General features: G+C 72.7%; 13 protein-coding genes. 6 read left to right on the forward strand and 7 right to left on the reverse strand.

Annotation, left to right across the window (positions count from 1 at the left end):
* Nucleotides 1-86: 86 nt before the first annotated feature.
* Entirely contained in the window at nucleotides 87-2,684 is a 2,598-nt protein-coding gene (locus ACIA79_RS23965) for a serine/threonine-protein kinase (protein WP_399430397.1), read from the reverse strand.
* A gap of 620 nt (nucleotides 2,685-3,304) precedes the next feature.
* Here ACIA79_RS23965 and ACIA79_RS23970 point away from each other — a divergent pair.
* Complete coding sequence (locus ACIA79_RS23970; RefSeq protein WP_399430398.1) at nucleotides 3,305-4,483, forward strand: serine hydrolase domain-containing protein; 1,179 nt, start codon at nucleotides 3,305-3,307, stop codon at nucleotides 4,481-4,483.
* 19 nt (nucleotides 4,484-4,502) lie between these two features.
* Here the strand turns inward: ACIA79_RS23970 and ACIA79_RS23975 are convergent, their stop codons facing one another.
* Complete coding sequence (locus ACIA79_RS23975; protein ID WP_399430399.1) at nucleotides 4,503-6,209, reverse strand: glycerol-3-phosphate dehydrogenase/oxidase; 1,707 nt, start codon at nucleotides 6,207-6,209, stop codon at nucleotides 4,503-4,505.
* Nucleotides 6,210-6,433: 224 nt separating this feature from the next.
* On the opposite strand from ACIA79_RS23975, the gene ACIA79_RS23980 reads away from it, so the two are divergent.
* Nucleotides 6,434-7,675: a nucleotide sugar dehydrogenase gene (locus ACIA79_RS23980; RefSeq protein WP_399430400.1), complete on the forward strand. Its 1,242-nt coding sequence runs from the start codon at nucleotides 6,434-6,436 to the stop codon at nucleotides 7,673-7,675.
* A 298-nt stretch (nucleotides 7,676-7,973) separates the two neighbouring features.
* Nucleotides 7,974-8,498, forward strand: coding sequence for a hypothetical protein (locus tag ACIA79_RS23985; protein ID WP_399430401.1), 525 nt, complete (start codon nucleotides 7,974-7,976; stop codon nucleotides 8,496-8,498).
* Between the two features lie 147 nt (nucleotides 8,499-8,645).
* Here ACIA79_RS23985 and ACIA79_RS23990 read toward each other — a convergent pair whose 3' ends face one another.
* The 4 genes from ACIA79_RS23990 to ACIA79_RS24005 all read right to left on the reverse strand — a co-directional run bounded on the left by ACIA79_RS23990 (nucleotide 8,646) and on the right by ACIA79_RS24005 (nucleotide 13,054).
* Nucleotides 8,646-9,770 carry a GuaB3 family IMP dehydrogenase-related protein gene (locus ACIA79_RS23990; protein WP_399430402.1) on the reverse strand — a complete coding sequence of 375 codons (1,125 nt, stop codon included), beginning with the start codon at nucleotides 9,768-9,770 and terminating at the stop codon, nucleotides 8,646-8,648.
* A 125-nt stretch (nucleotides 9,771-9,895) separates the two neighbouring features.
* Nucleotides 9,896-11,401: an IMP dehydrogenase gene (guaB, locus tag ACIA79_RS23995; protein ID WP_399430403.1), complete on the reverse strand. Its 1,506-nt coding sequence runs from the start codon at nucleotides 11,399-11,401 to the stop codon at nucleotides 9,896-9,898.
* A gap of 205 nt (nucleotides 11,402-11,606) precedes the next feature.
* Complete coding sequence (locus ACIA79_RS24000) at nucleotides 11,607-12,209, reverse strand: sigma-70 family RNA polymerase sigma factor (protein ID WP_399430404.1); 603 nt, start codon at nucleotides 12,207-12,209, stop codon at nucleotides 11,607-11,609.
* A gap of 233 nt (nucleotides 12,210-12,442) precedes the next feature.
* On the reverse strand, nucleotides 12,443-13,054 hold the full coding sequence (locus ACIA79_RS24005; protein WP_003948568.1) for a response regulator transcription factor: 612 nt from the start codon (nucleotides 13,052-13,054) through the stop codon (nucleotides 12,443-12,445).
* A gap of 403 nt (nucleotides 13,055-13,457) precedes the next feature.
* Here ACIA79_RS24005 and ACIA79_RS24010 point away from each other — a divergent pair, with 403 nt between their 5' ends.
* Nucleotides 13,458-13,778, forward strand: coding sequence for a WhiB family transcriptional regulator (locus ACIA79_RS24010; protein WP_391814845.1), 321 nt, complete (start codon nucleotides 13,458-13,460; stop codon nucleotides 13,776-13,778).
* Nucleotides 13,779-13,884: 106 nt separating this feature from the next.
* Here ACIA79_RS24010 and ACIA79_RS24015 read toward each other — a convergent pair whose 3' ends face one another.
* On the reverse strand, nucleotides 13,885-14,778 hold the full coding sequence (locus tag ACIA79_RS24015; RefSeq protein ID WP_399430405.1) for a LysR family transcriptional regulator: 894 nt from the start codon (nucleotides 14,776-14,778) through the stop codon (nucleotides 13,885-13,887).
* 80 nt (nucleotides 14,779-14,858) lie between these two features.
* On the opposite strand from ACIA79_RS24015, the gene ACIA79_RS24020 reads away from it, so the two are divergent.
* Together ACIA79_RS24020 and ACIA79_RS24025 are read left to right on the forward strand one after the other, a co-directional pair.
* Nucleotides 14,859-15,527 (forward strand): MOSC domain-containing protein, encoded by a 669-nt coding sequence (locus ACIA79_RS24020; RefSeq protein WP_399430406.1) that lies wholly within the window; start codon nucleotides 14,859-14,861, stop codon nucleotides 15,525-15,527.
* Between the two features lie 58 nt (nucleotides 15,528-15,585).
* A complete protein-coding gene (locus ACIA79_RS24025; RefSeq protein WP_399430407.1) occupies nucleotides 15,586-16,359 on the forward strand; it encodes an SDR family NAD(P)-dependent oxidoreductase in 774 nt (257 codons plus the stop codon).
* Nucleotides 16,360-16,663 lie beyond the last annotated feature (304 nt).

The raw sequence follows: 16,663 nt of genomic DNA on the forward strand, positions 1-16,663 counted from the left end.
AACCGTCACATCCGGTCAACGCTCGTACAGTTACTCACCGATCCGGCTTCGTACGGTCCACGAGCTCTCACGATACGTGGCCCTGGTCAGTCCTTGGGGCTGAACGTCGCGAACGCCGTGTTCCGCAGCGTCGTGCACTCCGCGCCGTTCCACTCGGCGGACTTGCAGGTGATCATGATCGAGTAGCCGTGCCGGGCGTCGACCTTGAACCCCCTGTTGAGGACCCATACCCGCTCACCGCCCTGGTTGCGCTCGAATTGCCAGTCGGCGACGGTCGGGTACCCGTTGTACTCGACCTTCTTGATGCCGTGGTGGGTGTAGCCGCTGCTGGTGGCGGCCACGGCGGCCTGGGCGGCGGTCCACGCGGCGGCGGCGTCGTCCTTGGGACTGCCGTTGAAGTCGACCTGCACCCGCGGGAACCCGCCGTTCACACTGAAGATCCCGCCGGAGTTCTGTCCGGCTATGCCGGTCATGCGGAAGTTCGACGGCATGGCCATGGAGAAGTGGAACCGGTCGTTCGTGACCATCGTGTAGCCCGGGGGCAGCGCCGCGCCGTTGCCGGTGCCGCCGGAGGCCTTGCCGCTTCCGTCACCGGTCCCGGTGGTGGTTCCGGTGCTCGCGCCGCCGTTCTGCGCACCCCCGGTGCCCTGGTCCCCGCCGGTCGCGCCGGCGGTCCGTCCGCCGGAGTCGGGCTGCGCCCCGCCTTGCGCCGCGCCGCCGCCCTGCTGCTGGCCCTTGCCCTGGTCGCCGCCGGTCGCGCCGGCGGACGCCGTCTTGTCGCCCTGGGCGGTGCCCTTGCCGCCGGTGCCCGGCTGATCGTCCCCGCCGAAGGCGAAGGCCAGTACCGCGGCGACCACCACGAGCACCGCCACCACCGCGATGATGACGAGCGTGCGGCGCGGCACCACGTCCGTGAGCGGCGCCCGTACCGGCGCCTGGGCGGTGGACTTCGGCGCCACCGGCGGCTTGGGCCTGGTGTCCTGCTTGGCGGCGGCATTGCGCACGGAGCGCAGGGCGCCGCGCACCCGCTCGGCCGCCGCGTCGGCCGCTTCCCTGGCCTTCTCGGCGGGCGCCGGCGGCAACGGCACCACGCGCGTGGCCTCCGGCGACGGCTCCGGTACCGGCGGCACGACGGGCGGCTCGGGCGTGTGGATGACGTCGTCGAGCAGCACGCGGGCGCCCGCGTCGTCGAGCCGCTTCGCGGGATCCTTGTGGAGCAGGCCGTAGATGACCTCCTCCAGCGGCCCCGCGTTCTTCGGCGGGTCGAGCTGCTCGGTCATCACGGCGGTCAGCGTCGCGATGGCGGAGCCCTTGTCGTACGGCGGGCAGCCCTCCACGCACGCGTAGAGCAGGCCGCCGAGCGACCACATGTCCGCCGCCGGTCCGGGCTTGTGGCCGCGGGCCCGCTCCGGCGAGATGTACGAGGGCGCGCCGACGAGCATGCCGGTGGACGTGATGGACGGGTCGCCTTCGACCTGGGCGATGCCGAAGTCGGTGAGGACGACCCGCCCGTCGTCCGAGATAAGCACGTTGGACGGCTTCACGTCACGGTGGAGGATGCCCTCGCGGTGCGCGGAGCGCAGCACGTCGAGGATGGCGAGCCCGACCTCGGCGGCGCGCCGGGGCGTCAGCACGCCGTCCTCGCGGATGACGTCGGCGAGCGACTTGCCCTCGATGAGCTCCATGACGATCCAGGGGCGGTCGTCCTCGTCGACGACGTCGTAGACCGTCACCGCACCGTTGTTGCGGATCCGCGCGATCGCCTTGGCCTCGCGGAGGGTACGCGTGATGAGGCGGCGCTTCTCCTCCTCATCGATGCTGCTGGGGAAGCGGAGTTCCTTGACGGCGACGGTCCGGCCGAGCGTCTCGTCCACGGCCCGCCAGACGGTGCCCATGCCGCCGCGCCCGAGCACCGCGCCGAGCCGGTACCGGCCCGCCAGCAGCCGGCCTTCGGTCGTCGTGGACCTCGCGGACGCGGCGGACGCGGTGGAGGTGCCGGACGGGGCGGATGTGCCGGACGCCGCGGGCGTTCCGGGCGTCGTGGCGGCGCTGGACGACCGGCCGCCCGACGGGGTGTCACCGGCCGCTCGTCCCCGCCCGGCAGCGCCGGCCGAGCCCTTGGCGGCGGTGCCGGAAGCCGCCGGAGCGGCCGGAGCGGCGCCGGCATCGGAGCCGGAAGGGCCCGTGCCGCCGGACGCCGGCTTCTTCGCCGCGCCGGGAGCCGAGCGCGCCGGCTGCCCGGCGTCCTCCGCACCGGAGCGGGCCCCGGGCACGGCCGGTCCGGCGGCGGGAGGTGCTCCGTCGGAGCCGGAGGAGCCGGAGGAGCCGGAGGAGCCGGACGACGTGGATGAGGCGGGTGTGACAGGCGAGGCACCGTTGCGCGTGCCCGACCGGGCGGCGGGAACCGAAGGCGGCGCGGCCGACGCGTCCGAGCCCTGTCCGCCGCTCTTCTCGCTCTTCCCGGCGCCCTTCGTACCGTCGCCCTTCACATCGCTCCGGGGATCGCTTTTCGCGCCGCGCTTCTCATCGCTCTTCACGGCGCTGTCCACGCCGCTCTTCGCGTGGTCCGCCCCGGCGGTCCCGTCCCGCTTCACGTCCTGCTCGACGCCCGACTCCACGGCCGCACCCTCGCCCGTCCTGACAGCGGGCTCCTCGTCCGGTCCTGCGACCGGCGAGACGCCCACCCCGTGATCCGACGTACCACCGGTACGGTTCCCCGCACCGGCCGACGCCCCGTCAACCGCCCTACCGGCCCGACGACCTTCCGGCGCCGTCCTCGACGCGGCCCCGGGCTTCCCGCCAGGCACCGTGTCCCGCTCCGGCTCCGACGCCCGCTCGGCATCCCGCTTCGGCTCCCGCTCCGAATCCGACTCCGGCTTCGACTCCCGCTTCGACTTCGGCTTCGGCCGGGCATCCCCGCCGGTGCCCGATTCAGCGACCGGCCCTGACCCGGCGTCGGGCCCGTCCACCGGCTCAGTATCAAGCTCGACATCGGGCTCGACATCGGACGCGGCACCGGGCTCGACATGGGGCTGCACCGCCGGCTCCGTATCCGGTCCGGCGCCCGACTTCCCGGCGTCCCGCTGAGGTTCCCGCGCCGCGTCCCGCGACTGCTCCGCTCCCGACATGCGTCCCCTCTGCGATCCCTGATCCTCGCCCGCGCCTGCCGCTTCCCGCGCGATGCGGTAACCCGCCCTGGAAGAGCGTCCATTGTCCCTCACTCCGGGACCGGCGGTTCTCCCGGGTCCTGCGTGCGTCAGGATGGCCCCCCGAGAAAGGGGCGCGTGCCATGCGAAGGACCAGGATGCGACGTGCCGTCGTGCTGGTCCCGGTCCTCCTCGGAGCGGGGGTCCAGGCCTTCTCGGGGGCCCCCGCCCCCCCGCCCCCCTCCCCCCTCCTCTCCCGCCTCGTGTCCGAGGGGCACGCGCCCGGCGCCGCGCTCCTGGCGGGCTCGGCGTACTCCGCGAAGTCACCGGACTCCGGCGGCGCCGGCGACTTCGCCGACTCCACAGAGGCCGCCGACTCACCAGTGGCCACCGACTCCCCGGGCCCCACCGACTCCGCCGACCCCACGCAGTCCGCCGGCTCGACGCGCTTCGAGTCCGCCGGTGCCGGCATCCGGCGGGCCGACCGCTTCCGGGCGGGCAGCGTCACCAAGACGTTCATCGCGGCGGTCGTGCTCCAGCTGGACGCCGAGCGCCGGTTGCGGCTGGACGACGCGGTGTCGAAGCACCTGCCCGGCCTGCCGGCCGGCCCGTCGGGCCGTCAGGTCACGCTGCGCGCGCTGCTGTCCCACACCAGCGGCCTGCCGGACTACACGAGCTCCGCCGGCCCCGCGCCGACCACCGCGGCGGAGGCCGTCCGCCTCGCCCTCGCCACCCGTCCGCCGCGCCCGCCGGGCTCGTACGCGTACGCGAACACCAACTACGCCCTGCTCGGCATGGTCATCGAGCGGGTCACCGGCCGGTCCTACGCGACCGAGGCGTGGCACCGCATCATCGCCCCCCTGGGCCTGACCGGCACGTCCTTCCCCGGCGCTCGCACCACCCTGCCCGACCCCCACGGCCGTGCGTACGACGCGAGGGGCCGTGATGTGACCGCCTTCGATCCGCGCGGCGCCGGCGCCGCCGGTGAGCTGATCAGCACGCTCGACGATCTGAACCGGTTCTACGCGGCCCTGCTCGGCGGCCGGCTGCTCCCCCCTCCCCAGCTCCGTGCCCTGCTGGACACCAGGCCGGCCCACGGCGCGTACGGCCTCGGCATCTATCCCCGCACCCTGTCCTGCGGCACGACCGTGTGGGGCCACAACGGGCACATCCCGGGCAGCTACGTCCGCACCGCAACCACCGTCGACGGCCGGCGTACCCTCACCTTCCGCGTCAATACGGACACCCTCGCCGCCGGTACGCTCTCCGCGCTCGAACCGGCGCTCCTGGAAGCCGAGTTCTGCACGGCCCCGGCGCGGCCCCGGGCCGGGCGTTAGGTCCCATGCCGATCGGGCCCTAGATGGGCACGATGTCCGGCGCGCCGAGGCGTGCCGCGTCCGCCGTGAGGTCGTCCGGCTGCCGCTGGGACTCGCGCTCCGCCTCCACCCGCTTCTCGTAGTGCTCCACCTCCTTCTCGACCTGGTCGCGGTCCCAGCCGAGCACCGGCGCCATCAGTTCCGCGCACTCCCGCGCACTGCGTGTGCCCCGGTCGAAGGTCTCGATGGAGATCCGCGTCCGGCGGGTGAGCACGTCGTCGAGGTGGCGCGCGCCTTCGTGCGACGCGGCGTAGACGATCTCGGCGCGCAGGTAGTCGTCCGCCGTGCCGAGCGGCTCGCCGAGCGCCGGATCGGACGCGACGAGGTCCAGCACCTCGTCCACCAGCGACCCGTAGCGGTTCAGCAGGTGCTCCACCCGGGCGACGTGGAGGCCCGTCCGCGCCGCGATGCGCGCCCGCGCGTTCCACAGGGCCCGGTAGCCCTCCGCGCCGAGCAGGGGCACGTCCTCGGTGACGCACGCCGCCACGCGGGCGTCGAGCCCGTGCACCGCTTCGTCCACGGCGTCCTTGGCCATGACGCGGTACGTCGTGTACTTGCCGCCCGCGACGACGACCAGGCCCGGCACCGGGTGTGCCACGGTGTGCTCGCGCGAGAGCTTGCTCGTGGCGTCGGACTCGCCGGCCAGCAGCGGCCGCAGCCCCGCGTACACGCCCTGCACGTCGTCGCGGGTGAGGGGGACGGCCAGCACGCTGTTGACGTGCTCCAGCAGGTAGTCGATGTCGGCGCTGGAGGCCGCCGGGTGCGCCTTGTCGAGGTCCCAGCCGGTGTCGGTGGTGCCGATGATCCAGTGGCGGCCCCAGGGAATGACGAACAGCACCGACTTCTCGGTGCGCAGGATCAGTCCGGTGGTCGAGTGGATGCGGTCCTTGGGCACCACCAGGTGGATGCCCTTCGACGCCCGTACGTGGAACTGCCCCCGCTCCCCGATCAGCGCCTGCGTGTCGTCCGTCCACACGCCCGTCGCGTTGACGACCTGCTTGGCGCGGACCTCGTACTCACCGCCCGCTTCCACGTCCTGCACCCGGGCGCCCACGACGCGTTCGCCCTCGCGCAGGAAGCCGATGACCCGTGCCCTGCTGGCGACCCGCGCGCCGTAGGCCGCCGCCGTCCGCACGAGCGTCGCCACGTACCGCGCGTCGTCCATCTGGGCGTCGTAGTACTGCAGGGCGCCGACCAGTGCGTCCTTGCGCAGGGCGGGGGCGACCCGCAGCGCTCGGCGCCGCGTCAGGTGGCGGTGCACGGGCAGGCCGCGCCCGTGCCCGGACGAGACGGACATGGCGTCGTACAGCGCCACGCCCGACCCCGCGTACAGGCGCTCCCAGCCCTTGTGCTGCAGCGGGTACAGGAACGGGACCGGCTTGACCAGGTGGGGCGCGAGGCGTCCGAGCAGCAGTCCGCGTTCCTTCAGCGCTTCCCGTACGAGCGCGAAGTCGAGCATTTCGAGATAGCGCAGGCCGCCGTGGATGAGTTTGCTGGAGCGGCTGGACGTGCCGGACGCCCAGTCGCGGGCCTCCACGAGCCCGGTGGCCAGACCGCGTGTCGCCGCGTCGAGGGCGGTCCCGGCGCCGACCACTCCGCCGCCGACCACCAGCACGTCCAGCTCACGCTCGGCCATGGCCGCCAGCGCCTCGGCGCGCTCGGCGGGTCCCAGTGTCGCTGTCCTCACCGCTGCCTCCCGTCGTCCCCCCGCGTGGTCGGGCTCACAGCTTCGATTCTGTCCCCGCCCGGCGACTTCAGCCACCGCCTGTGGACAACACTCGGACGTCTACATGCTTGCAATGCCACATAACGGTCATATTTACGCCTAGTCTGACATTGCTCCCGCTCGTTCTGTCCACAGGACTTGCACATCGCGTCCCCTCCGGCTACCGGGAAAGGACGGCATCACGCATGCCCGCAGACCTCGCCGTCATCGGCCTCGGCCACCTCGGACTGCCCCTCGCCCACGCCGCCACTGCCGCAGGCATCGGCACGATCGGCTTCGACACCGACCCCCGCGCCGTCGCGGAACTCGCAGCGGGCCGCCCGCCCGTCGACGGCTCGCTGACCGCGTCGGAGATCCGCCGGATGCTCTCGGGGGGCTTCCGGCCCACGACCGACCCCGGCGAACTCGGCCGGGTCCGCACCGCCGTCATCTGCGCCCCCACCCCCCTCGGCGCGGACCAGGCCCTGGACCTGACCGCCGTCACGGGCGCCGCCCGGGCCCTGGCCGCCACGCTGCGCCCGCACACCACCGTGCTGCTGGAATCCCCGGTGCACCCCGGCACCACCGAGGACGTCCTGCGCCCGCTGCTGGAAGAGGGCTCCGGCCTGCGGGCCGGCCGGGACTTCCACCTCGCCTACTCCCCGGGCCGCCTCGACCCCGGCAACCGGACGCACGACTTCGCCCACATCCCCAAGGTCATCGGCGGTCTCACCCCCGCCTGCACCGAGTCGGCCGCCGCCTTCTACGGCCGCCTCACCGACAAGGTCGTACGTGCCCGGGGGCCGCGCGAGGCGGAGGCCGTCAAGCTGCTGGAGACGAACTTCCGTCACGTCAACATCGCCCTGGTCAACGAGATGGCCGTGCTCTGCCACGACCTGGGCGTCGACCTGTGGGACGTCATCCGCTGCGCCGAGACCAAGCCCTTCGGCTTCCAGGCGTTCCGCCCCGGCCCCGGGGTCGGCGGCCACGGCGTCCCCGTCGACACCATCGGCCCCCACCGCCCCCTGCGCCTCGTCGAGCTGGCGACCCGCATCAACGAACGCATGCCGCAGTACGTGATCCAGCGCTGCGCCACGCTCCTCAATGAGCACGGCAAGTCGGCTCGCGGCGCCCGCGTCCTGCTCCTCGGCATCACGTACAAGCCGGACCTGGCCGACCGGGAGGGCTCCCCGGCCACCGAGATCGCCCGCCGCCTGATGGACATGGGGGCGGTGGTCAGCTACCACGACCCGTACGTGGCCGACTGGCGCGTCCGCGATCTGCCCGTCCCGCGGGCCGACTCGCTCTACGAGGCGGCCGCCGGGGCCGACCTGACGATCCTGCTCCAGCACCACCACACGTACGACCTGCAGGGCCTGGCGGTGAAGGCACAGCTCCTGCTCGACACCCGCGGGGTCACACCGGTGGGAGCGGCGCACCGCCTCTAGGCCGAACGGGTGGTCACGCGCAGGGAACCGACGGGCCCACGGGGTCGCCGGCCGGCGGACCGGGCGCGCGGGCCGGGTGATGCCCCCTCAGGCGCCCACCACATCACGGCACCAGCGCCCCACCGCCCCGCGCAGCCCTGCCGTGCGTCCCTGCCCGTGCGCCGCTGCCACGCGCCGCGAAATTGGGGCGGACGGGTGTCAGTGCTGACTGCTACGGTCCGGGCCTCTACGTCACACGGACTTTATGTGCGCACCTGTGCGACGAAACCGTGTCCTATCCCAGGGGGGATCCTTCACCATGAGCCAGTCCGTACCGCCATCCGGCAACCCGTTCGCCCAGGACAGCACCCCGGGTCCGCAGGAGGTCCCCACTCCGCCGCCCGCCCGGGGCAACGTGGGGCTCGGCATCGCCGCCGGTCTGGTCGCCGCCGTCGTCGGCGCCCTCGCCTACGGTGCCCTGATGCGCGCCATGGCCAAGGAGGACGGCAGCTACACGGAGCTCGGCATCGTCGCGCTCGTCGTCGGCGCGCTGGTCGGCTTCGCCCTCGGCAAGGTCGGCGGAGCGCACCCGGTCCTCCCGGTCCTCGGCGTGCCCTTCGCCCTGGCCGGCGTGTTCCTCGGGCAGCTCTTCGGCTACGCCCTGATGATCAGCTGGTGGGCGGAGCTCCAGAACCAGTCCCTCCCCGTCGTCGACATCTTCACCTCGGAGTTCGGCAACCTGCTGGACGCCTGGAAGGAGGAGACGAGCGCCATCAGCCTCCTCTTCTTCGCGATCGCCGGGTACGAGGGCTTCGCCATCACCCGGAAGGTCGCCGCGCGCTGACCCACGCGCCGTGCGCCGGCACCCAGAGCCGTACGACGCCGTACACCGGCGAACGACGCCGCCCGCCGGTGAACGACAAGGGGCCCGCGCCTTGCGGCGGGGCCCCTTTCACGTCCGTCCGGCGGCTCGGCCGCCGGACACGACACGTCAGCGCTTGTGCTGGGCGTCGGCCACCGTGACCTCGACGCGCTGGAACTCCTTGAGCTCGCTGTAGCCCGTCGTCGCCATGGCCCGGCGCAGCGCGCCGAAGAAGTTCATCGAACCGTCGGGCGAGTGGGAGGGGCCGGTCAGGATCTCCTCGGTGGTGCCGACGATGCCGAGGTCGACCAGCTTGCCGCGCGGCACGTCCTCGTGGACGGCCTCCATGCCCCAGTGGTGGCCCTTGCCCGGCGCGTCGGTCGCGCGCGCCAGCGGGGAGCCGATCATCACCGAGTCGGCACCGCAGGCGATCGCCTTGGGCAGGTCGCCGGACCAGCCCACGCCGCCGTCCGCGATGACGTGCACGTACCGGCCGCCGGACTCGTCCATGTAGTCCCGGCGGGCGGCGGCCACGTCGGCCACCGCGGTCGCCATCGGCACCTGGATGCCCAGCACGTTGCGCGTGGTGTGCGCGGCGCCGCCGCCGAAGCCCACCAGGACGCCCGCCGCGCCGGTGCGCATCAGGTGCAGGGCGGCCGTGTAGGTGGCGCAGCCGCCGACGATCACCGGGACGTCGAGCTCGTAGATGAACTGCTTGAGGTTCAGCGGCTCGGCCGCGCCGGAGACGTGCTCGGCGGAGACGGTCGTCCCGCGGATGACGAAGATGTCGACGCCGGCGTCGACCACGGCCTTGGAGAACTGGGCCGTGCGCTGCGGGGAGAGCGCGGCCGCGGTGACCACGCCCGAGTCGCGCACCTCCTTGATGCGCCGCCCGATCAGCTCCTCCTGGATCGGTGCCGCGTAGATCTCCTGCAGACGGCGGGTCGCGGTCTCCGCGGGGAGCTCGGCGATCTCGTCGAGCAGCGGCTGCGGGTCCTCGTAGCGGGTCCACAGGCCCTCGAGGTTCAGCACGCCGAGGCCGCCGAGCTGGCCGATGCGGATCGCGGTCTGCGGTGAGACCACCGAGTCCATGGGGGCGGCCAGGAACGGCAGCTCGAAGCGGTAGGCGTCGATCTGCCAGGCGATCGAGACCTCCTTCGGGTCCCGGGTGCGCCGGCTCGGTACGACGGCGATGTCGTCGAACGCGTACGCCCTGCGGCCGCGCTTGCCGCGCCCGATCTCGATCTCAGTCACGATGTGTGGCCTTTCCCTCTACGTCTGCGCCTACCAGTATCCCCGACACGCGCGTGAGGGGCGGTTCCGGCCGCATACCGGAACCGCCCCTCACGCGTGCGTGCGGTCGCCGCCGCTTCCCGCGGCTACCTCTTGCTGCTGTAGTTCGGCGCCTCGACGGTCATCTGGATGTCGTGCGGGTGGCTCTCCTTGAGACCGGCCGAGGTGATCCGGACGAACCGGCCCCGCTCCTGGAGCTCCGGAACCGTCCGCCCGCCGACGTAGAACATCGACTGGCGCAGTCCGCCGACGAGCTGGTGGACGACCGCGGAGAGCGGGCCGCGGAAGGGCACCTGGCCCTCGATGCCCTCGGGGACCAGCTTCTCGTCGGAGGCGACGCCCTCCTGGAAGTACCGGTCCTTGGAGAAGGAGCGCTGCTCGCCGCGCGACTGCATGGCGCCGAGGGAGCCCATGCCACGGTACGACTTGAACTGCTTGCCGTTGATGAACATCAGCTCGCCCGGCGACTCCTCGCAGCCCGCGAGGAGCGAGCCCAGCATCACCGTGTCGGCGCCGGCGACCAGGGCCTTGGCGATGTCGCCGGAGTACTGCAGGCCGCCGTCGCCGATGACGGGGACGCCGGCCGCCCTGGCGGCGAGGGACGCCTCGTAGATGGCGGTGACCTGCGGGACGCCGATACCGGCGACGACGCGGGTGGTGCAGATGGAGCCGGGGCCGACGCCCACCTTGATGCCGTCGACACCGGCGTCGACGAGCGCCTGCGCGCCGTCGCGGGTGGCGACGTTGCCGCCGATGACGTCCACCGAGGAGTTCGACTTGATCTTGGCGACCATCTCGCCGACCAGCCGGGAGTGGCCGTGCGCGGTGTCCACGACGATGAAGTCGACACCCGCCTCGATCAGCGCCTGGGCGCGCTCGTACGCGTCACCCGCGACACCCACGGCGGCGCCGACGAGCAGCCGGCCGTCCTTGTCCTTCGCGGCGTTCGGGTACTTCTCCGCCTTGACGAAGTCCTTGACCGTGATGAGGCCCTTGAGGATGCCGCCGTCGTCGACCAGGGGCAGCTTCTCGATCTTGTGGCGGCGCAGCAGCTCCATGGCGTCCACACCGGAGATGCCGACGGTGCCGGTGACGAGCGGCATGGGCGTCATGACGTCGCGCACCTGCTGGCTGCGGTCGGTCTCGAAGGCCATGTCGCGGTTGGTGACGATGCCGAGCAGCTTGCCCGCGGGGTCGGTGACGGGCACGCCGCTGATGCGGAACTTGGCGCAGATGGCGTCGGCCTCGGCCAGGGTCGCCTCGGGACGGACCGTGATCGGGTCGGTGACCATGCCGGACTCGGAGCGCTTCACCAGGTCGACCTGGTTGGCCTGGTCGGCGATGGAGAGGTTGCGGTGGAGGACACCGACGCCGCCCTGGCGGGCCATGGCGATGGCCATGCGCGACTCGGTGACCTTGTCCATCGCCGCGGACAGCAGCGGGATGTTCACCCGTACGTTCTTGGAGATGTACGAGGAAGTGTCGATCTGGTCGGGCGCCATGTCCGACGCGCCGGGCAACAGCAGCACGTCGTCGTAGGTCAGCCCGAGTGTCGCGAATTTCTCGGGCACTCCGTCGACGTTGGCAGTCATGACACCTTCCCCAAATGGCCTTGATCGGTGCGGATGTCCATGCTAACGGGCTGCGGCCGTGTCTCATTCCACGAGCAAGATCACCCGGAAGGTTTGGACGTTCACACGTACGGACGCGTCCGTCGGGCCGTACGCCGGCTCACCGTGCGGGCGCGGTCCGTGACGCTGCGCCGCGATGCGCCGGCACCGGACCGGGCGCGGCCCGTCACTGCTCGGCGAGCGCGCGCAGACGGCTGAGCGCCCGGTGCTGGGCCACTCGTACGGCGCCGGGGGACATGCCCAGCATCTGCCCGGTCTCCTCGGCGGTCAGGCCGACGGCGACCCGGAGCACCAGCAGCTCGCGCTGGTTCTCGGGCAGGTTGGCGAGGAGTTTCTTGGCCCACTCGGCGTCGTCGCTGAGCAGGGCCCGCTCCTCCGGTCCGAGCGAGTCGTCGGGGCGCTCGGGCATCTCGTCGGACGGCACGGCGGTGGACCCCGGGTGGCGCATGGCGGCACGCTGGAGGTCCGCGACCTTGTGGCCGGCGATGGCGAAGACGAACGCCTCGAACGGGCGTCCGGTGTCCTTGTAGCGGGGCAGGGCCATCAGGACGGCGACGCAGACCTCCTGGGCGAGGTCCTCGACGAAGTGCCGTGCGTCGCCGGGCAGCCTGCTGAGCCGCGTACGGCAGTAGCGCAGGGCCAGGGGATGCACGTGCGCCAGCAGGTCGTGCGTGGCCTGCTCGTCCCCTTCGACGGCCCGGTGGACGAGGGCGCCGATCGACCCGGCCCCCGCGGATGTGGCGGGTTCCTGCGTCTCGTCATCGGGCATCGGTCCATGGTGCCTTGACGTCTGCCGCTCGGTGGCACCGCGTGCGTAGTTGTGCACCGAAGCGTTATGAGCAGGCGCGCCGGACGTCATTTCCTGCGCCCTCCCCTCCCGCTCGATCGACTCGTCCCCGAGGAACTCCACATCTCAAGGATGCGGCATCGAGCCGGAAACAGATATCGGGCCTCCGCCGCCCCGTCCGCCGGGCGGCGGACGGGGATCCGAACGGTCACGTGCTAGCGCACCAGACCCCAGCGGAATCCGAGCGCGACGGCGTGCGCCCGGTCCGAGGCGCCCAGCTTCTTGAACAGCCGCCGGGCGTGCGTCTTGACCGTGTCCTCGGAGAGGAACAGCTCACGGCCGATCTCCGCGTTGGACCGGCCGTGGCTCATGCCTTCGAGGACCTGGATCTCGCGCGCGGTGAGAGTGGGCGCGGCGCCCATCTCGGCCGAGCGCAGCCGGCGGGGGGCCAGCCGCCAGGTGGGGTCGGCCAGCGCCTGGGTGACGGTGGCCCGCAGTTCGGCGCGCGAGGCGTCCTTGTGCAGGTAGCCCCGGGCACCGGCGGCGACGGCGAGTGCGACGCCGTCGAGGTCCTCGGCGACGGTGAGCATGATGATGCGGGCGCCGGGGTCCGCGGAGAGCAGCCGGCGGACGGTCTCCACGCCGCCCAGTCCGGGCATGCGTACGTCCATCAGAATCAGGTCCGAGCGGTCCGCGCCCCAGCGGCGGAGGACTTCCTCGCCGTTGGCCGCGGTCGTCACGCGCTCGACGCCGGGCACTGTGGCGACGGCGCGGCGGAGCGCTTCTCGGGCAAGCGGGGAGTCGTCGCAGACGAGGACGGATGTCATGGCCGTCCTCCGCAGCTGATGCGCGTCACCTTGAGCCTCCAGGCTGGTTACGTATCGTCACCTGTGCGATTGACGCCCTCGGGCACCCGCCCGAGCGCTTGTTCTGTCAACCGCCTCCGCACTCTCAACGACGGTCACTCGAAAGAGTTACGGGTCCGCTCTCCCCCTTCGACACTCTACGTGAGGGAGCGCGTACAGAGGAGAGCGGAGCAGGTCACCGTCGGTTCACCCAGAGCTATGCCCCATTTAGCGGCTTTTCCTTCACTTTGTCGGTGTCTGTAGCTAGATTCGCAATGAGTCATATTTACATCTACTTAGACAGTAGTTGTACGGTCGTGGCTGTATCAGCCCAGGCAACAAGCCCACTTATCCGCTCAGCACCGGTTTCAAGGGGACATGCGCTATGGCAGATTTCTCCCGCCTTCCCGGACCCAACGCCGACCTGTGGGACTGGCAGCTGCTCGCGGCCTGCCGCGGTGTCGACAGTTCGCTCTTCTTCCACCCCGAGGGGGAGCGCGGCGCGGCACGGAGTGCGCGCGAGAACTCGGCGAAAGAGGTCTGCATGCGGTGCCCGGTCCGCGCCCAGTGCGCGGCCCACGCGCTGGCCGTGCGGGAGCCCTACGGCGTATGGGGCGGCCTCACCGAGGACGAGCGCGAGGAGCTCATGGGGCGGGCGCGCAATCGTTTGATCACCACGTCGGCGGCATCGGCGGCACGTAGCTGAAGGAACGTTTCTTCCCTAGTGGGACACCAGGGCGGCCCGCGGGGCCGCCCTTCTGCGTACGGCACCCCGCGCCGCGTGACGGAGGCCGGGAAAGGCGGACAGGGCCTCAGGGGCGGGCGGCGGCCCGGGTCAGCTGGTCGAGCGTGGCCGCGACGGCGGGGACGTTCGCCAGGTCGGGCAGGGTGAGGGCGACGATCTCCCGCTCCACCGGCGGTTCCACGGCCACCGTCCGGGCGCCGCGGGGCCGTACCGACTCGATGGCCAGCTCCGGCAGGACGGCGACACCCAGCCCGGCACCCACCAGGCCGATCACCGCCGGGTAGTCGTCGGTCGCGAAGTCGATGCGCGGCGTGAAGCCGGCGCTCTCGCACACGCTGACGAGCTGGCGGCGGCAGCGCGGACAGCCGGCGATCCACGGCTCGTCGGCCAGGTCGCCGATGGCGACGGAGCCGGCGTCCGCGAGGGGATGGCCCTCGGGCACCAGGCCGACCAGGCGGTCGGCGAGGAGGGGGCGTACGACCAGGTCCTCCCACTCCGCCACGACGGGGCGGTAGCGGAAGGCGAGCGCCACGTCGCAGTCGCCCTCGCGGAGCATCTCCACCGACCGCGGCGGCTCGGCCTCCACCAGGGAGACGCGGGTGCCGGGGTGGGCGGCGCGCAGGGCGGCGAGGGCGGTGGGCACCAGGGTGGAACTGCCGCTGGGGAAGGAGACCAGGCGCACCCGGCCGGCCCGCAGGCCCGCGATGGCGGCGACCTCCTCCTCGGCCGCGGTGAGCCCGGCGAGGATGCCGGAGGCGTGGCGCACGAGCGCCTCGCCGGCCTGGGTCAGGCGCATCTCGCGGCCCGTGCGGATCAGCAGCGGGGTGCCCGCGGACGCTTCGAGCGCCTTCATCTGCTGGCTGACGGCCGGCTGGGTGCAGCCCAGCTCCCGGGCGGCCGCGGAGAAGGAACCGGTGGCGGCCACGGCGCGCAGGACGCGGAGATGGCGGGCTTCGATCACCCCTCCAATATAAGACTCGCTTGGGCACCGGCACACATATCCGCTCGACGCTTTGAGGGGTGCGGATTACCGTGCCGGTCATGAGGATTCTGACCGTGAACGCGGGGCGGCCGAAGGCCGTGGGATACACCGACGCGCCCAGTGGCCTGACCGGCATCGACAAGCGGCCCGTCGACGGCCCGGTGCGGGTGTCCGACCCGGGCCCCCCGGGCGAGGGCGGCAGCGGGGTGGCCGGGGACGCGGTGTGCGACCTGCGCTTCCACGGCGGGACCCACCAGGCGGTGTACGCCTTCGCGCGCGAGGACCTGGACCACTGGGAGCGCGAGCTGGGCCGGGAGCTGGCCAACGGCGCGTTCGGGGAGAACCTCACCACCTCCGGTGTGGAGGTGAACGGCGCGCTGATCGGGGAGCGTTGGCGGATCGGTTCGGGGCCGCTGCTGGAGGTCGCGAGCGGGCGCATACCGTGCCGGACCTTCGCGGACTGGCTCGGTGAGAAGGGCTGGGTCAAGCGGTTCACGCAGCGCGCCGGGTCGGGCGCGTACCTGCGGGTGATCGAGCCGGGGGAGGTCCGGGCCGGCGACCGGGTCGAGGTCGTGCACCGGCCGGACCACGACGTGACCGTCGAGGTGGTCTTCCGCGCCTCCACGCTGCAGCGGGAGTTGCTGCCGCGCACGCTGGCGGCGGGGGACGCGCTCGACCCGCGCCTGCGGGAGACGGCGCTCAAGTACGTGGCCCGGGAGGGCGCGTAGCGCCGGGCGCGGGCGGGTGCGTCCACGGGTGCGCCGGGCGGGGCACTACCGTGCGCGTATGACGACTGCACTGATTACGGGCGCGACGGCGGGAATCGGGGCCGCCTTCGCGCGGCGGCTGGCGGCGGAGGGCCGCGACGTGGTGCTCGTGGCCCGCGATGTGAAGCGGCTCAGGGAGCAGGCGACCGAGCTGCACGACCGGCACGGCATCGAGGCCGAGGTCCTGGCCGCCGACCTGTCGGAGGAGGACGGGATCGCCGCCGTGGAGGCGCGGCTCACCGACGCCAAGCGGCCGGTGGACCTGCTGGTCAACAACGCCGGGTTCGGCAACAAGGGCCGGTTCCTCGAGGTGTCGATGGCCGATGAGCTGAAGATGCTGAAGGTGCACTGCGAGGCGGTGCTGCGGCTGACCGCGGCGGCGACCGGGCCGATGCGGGAGCGGGGCCGGGGCGGCGTGGTGAACGTGGCGTCGGTGGCCGCGTTCGTGCCGCGCGGCACGTACGGCGCGTCCAAGGCGTGGGTCGTCCAGTTCACGCAGGGCGCGGCGCGGGACCTGGCGGGCAGCGGGGTACGGCTGATGGCGCTGTGCCCGGGCTTCGTACGGACCGAGTTCCACGAGCGGGCCGGGATGGGGACGGACAACATCCCGGGCTGGATGTGGCTGGACGCGGACAAGCTGGTACGGGAGGCGCTGGCCGACCTGGCGCGTGGCAAGGCCGTGTCCATCCCGGATCCGCGGTACAAGGCGCTGATGGGCGTGGTGAAGCTGGCGCCGCGCGGGCTGCTCGGCGGGGTGAGCTCCCGGGCCGGACGCAAGTTCGGGCCGCGGTAGCCGCAGCGCGGGCTGCTCGGCGGGGTGAGCTCCCGGGCCGGACGCAAGTTCGGGCCGCAGCAGCCGCGGGCGGTCGCGGCGGGGACCATGCCGGGCCCCGCGGGGCCGGGTGGGCACCGCTTTCTGCCCGGGCCGGGGCGGGACCGATCGCTCGTCCTCCCGCGCCCGGTGATCCGCCGCTCCGGCGGCTCGCCGACGAGGGGACCAAAGGGGCAGCCCCGGCGGCGCGTGGCCGTGCCACCGGGTCCGCGCGTCCGGGTGTCCTGCGGTGCCTCCGCGGCGCGGTGATCCGGCCGAAGCCGGT

This window comes from Streptomyces sp. NPDC051310 (assembly GCF_044455245.1).
In the GTDB taxonomy this organism is placed as follows: Bacteria; Actinomycetota; Actinomycetes; order Streptomycetales; family Streptomycetaceae; genus Streptomyces.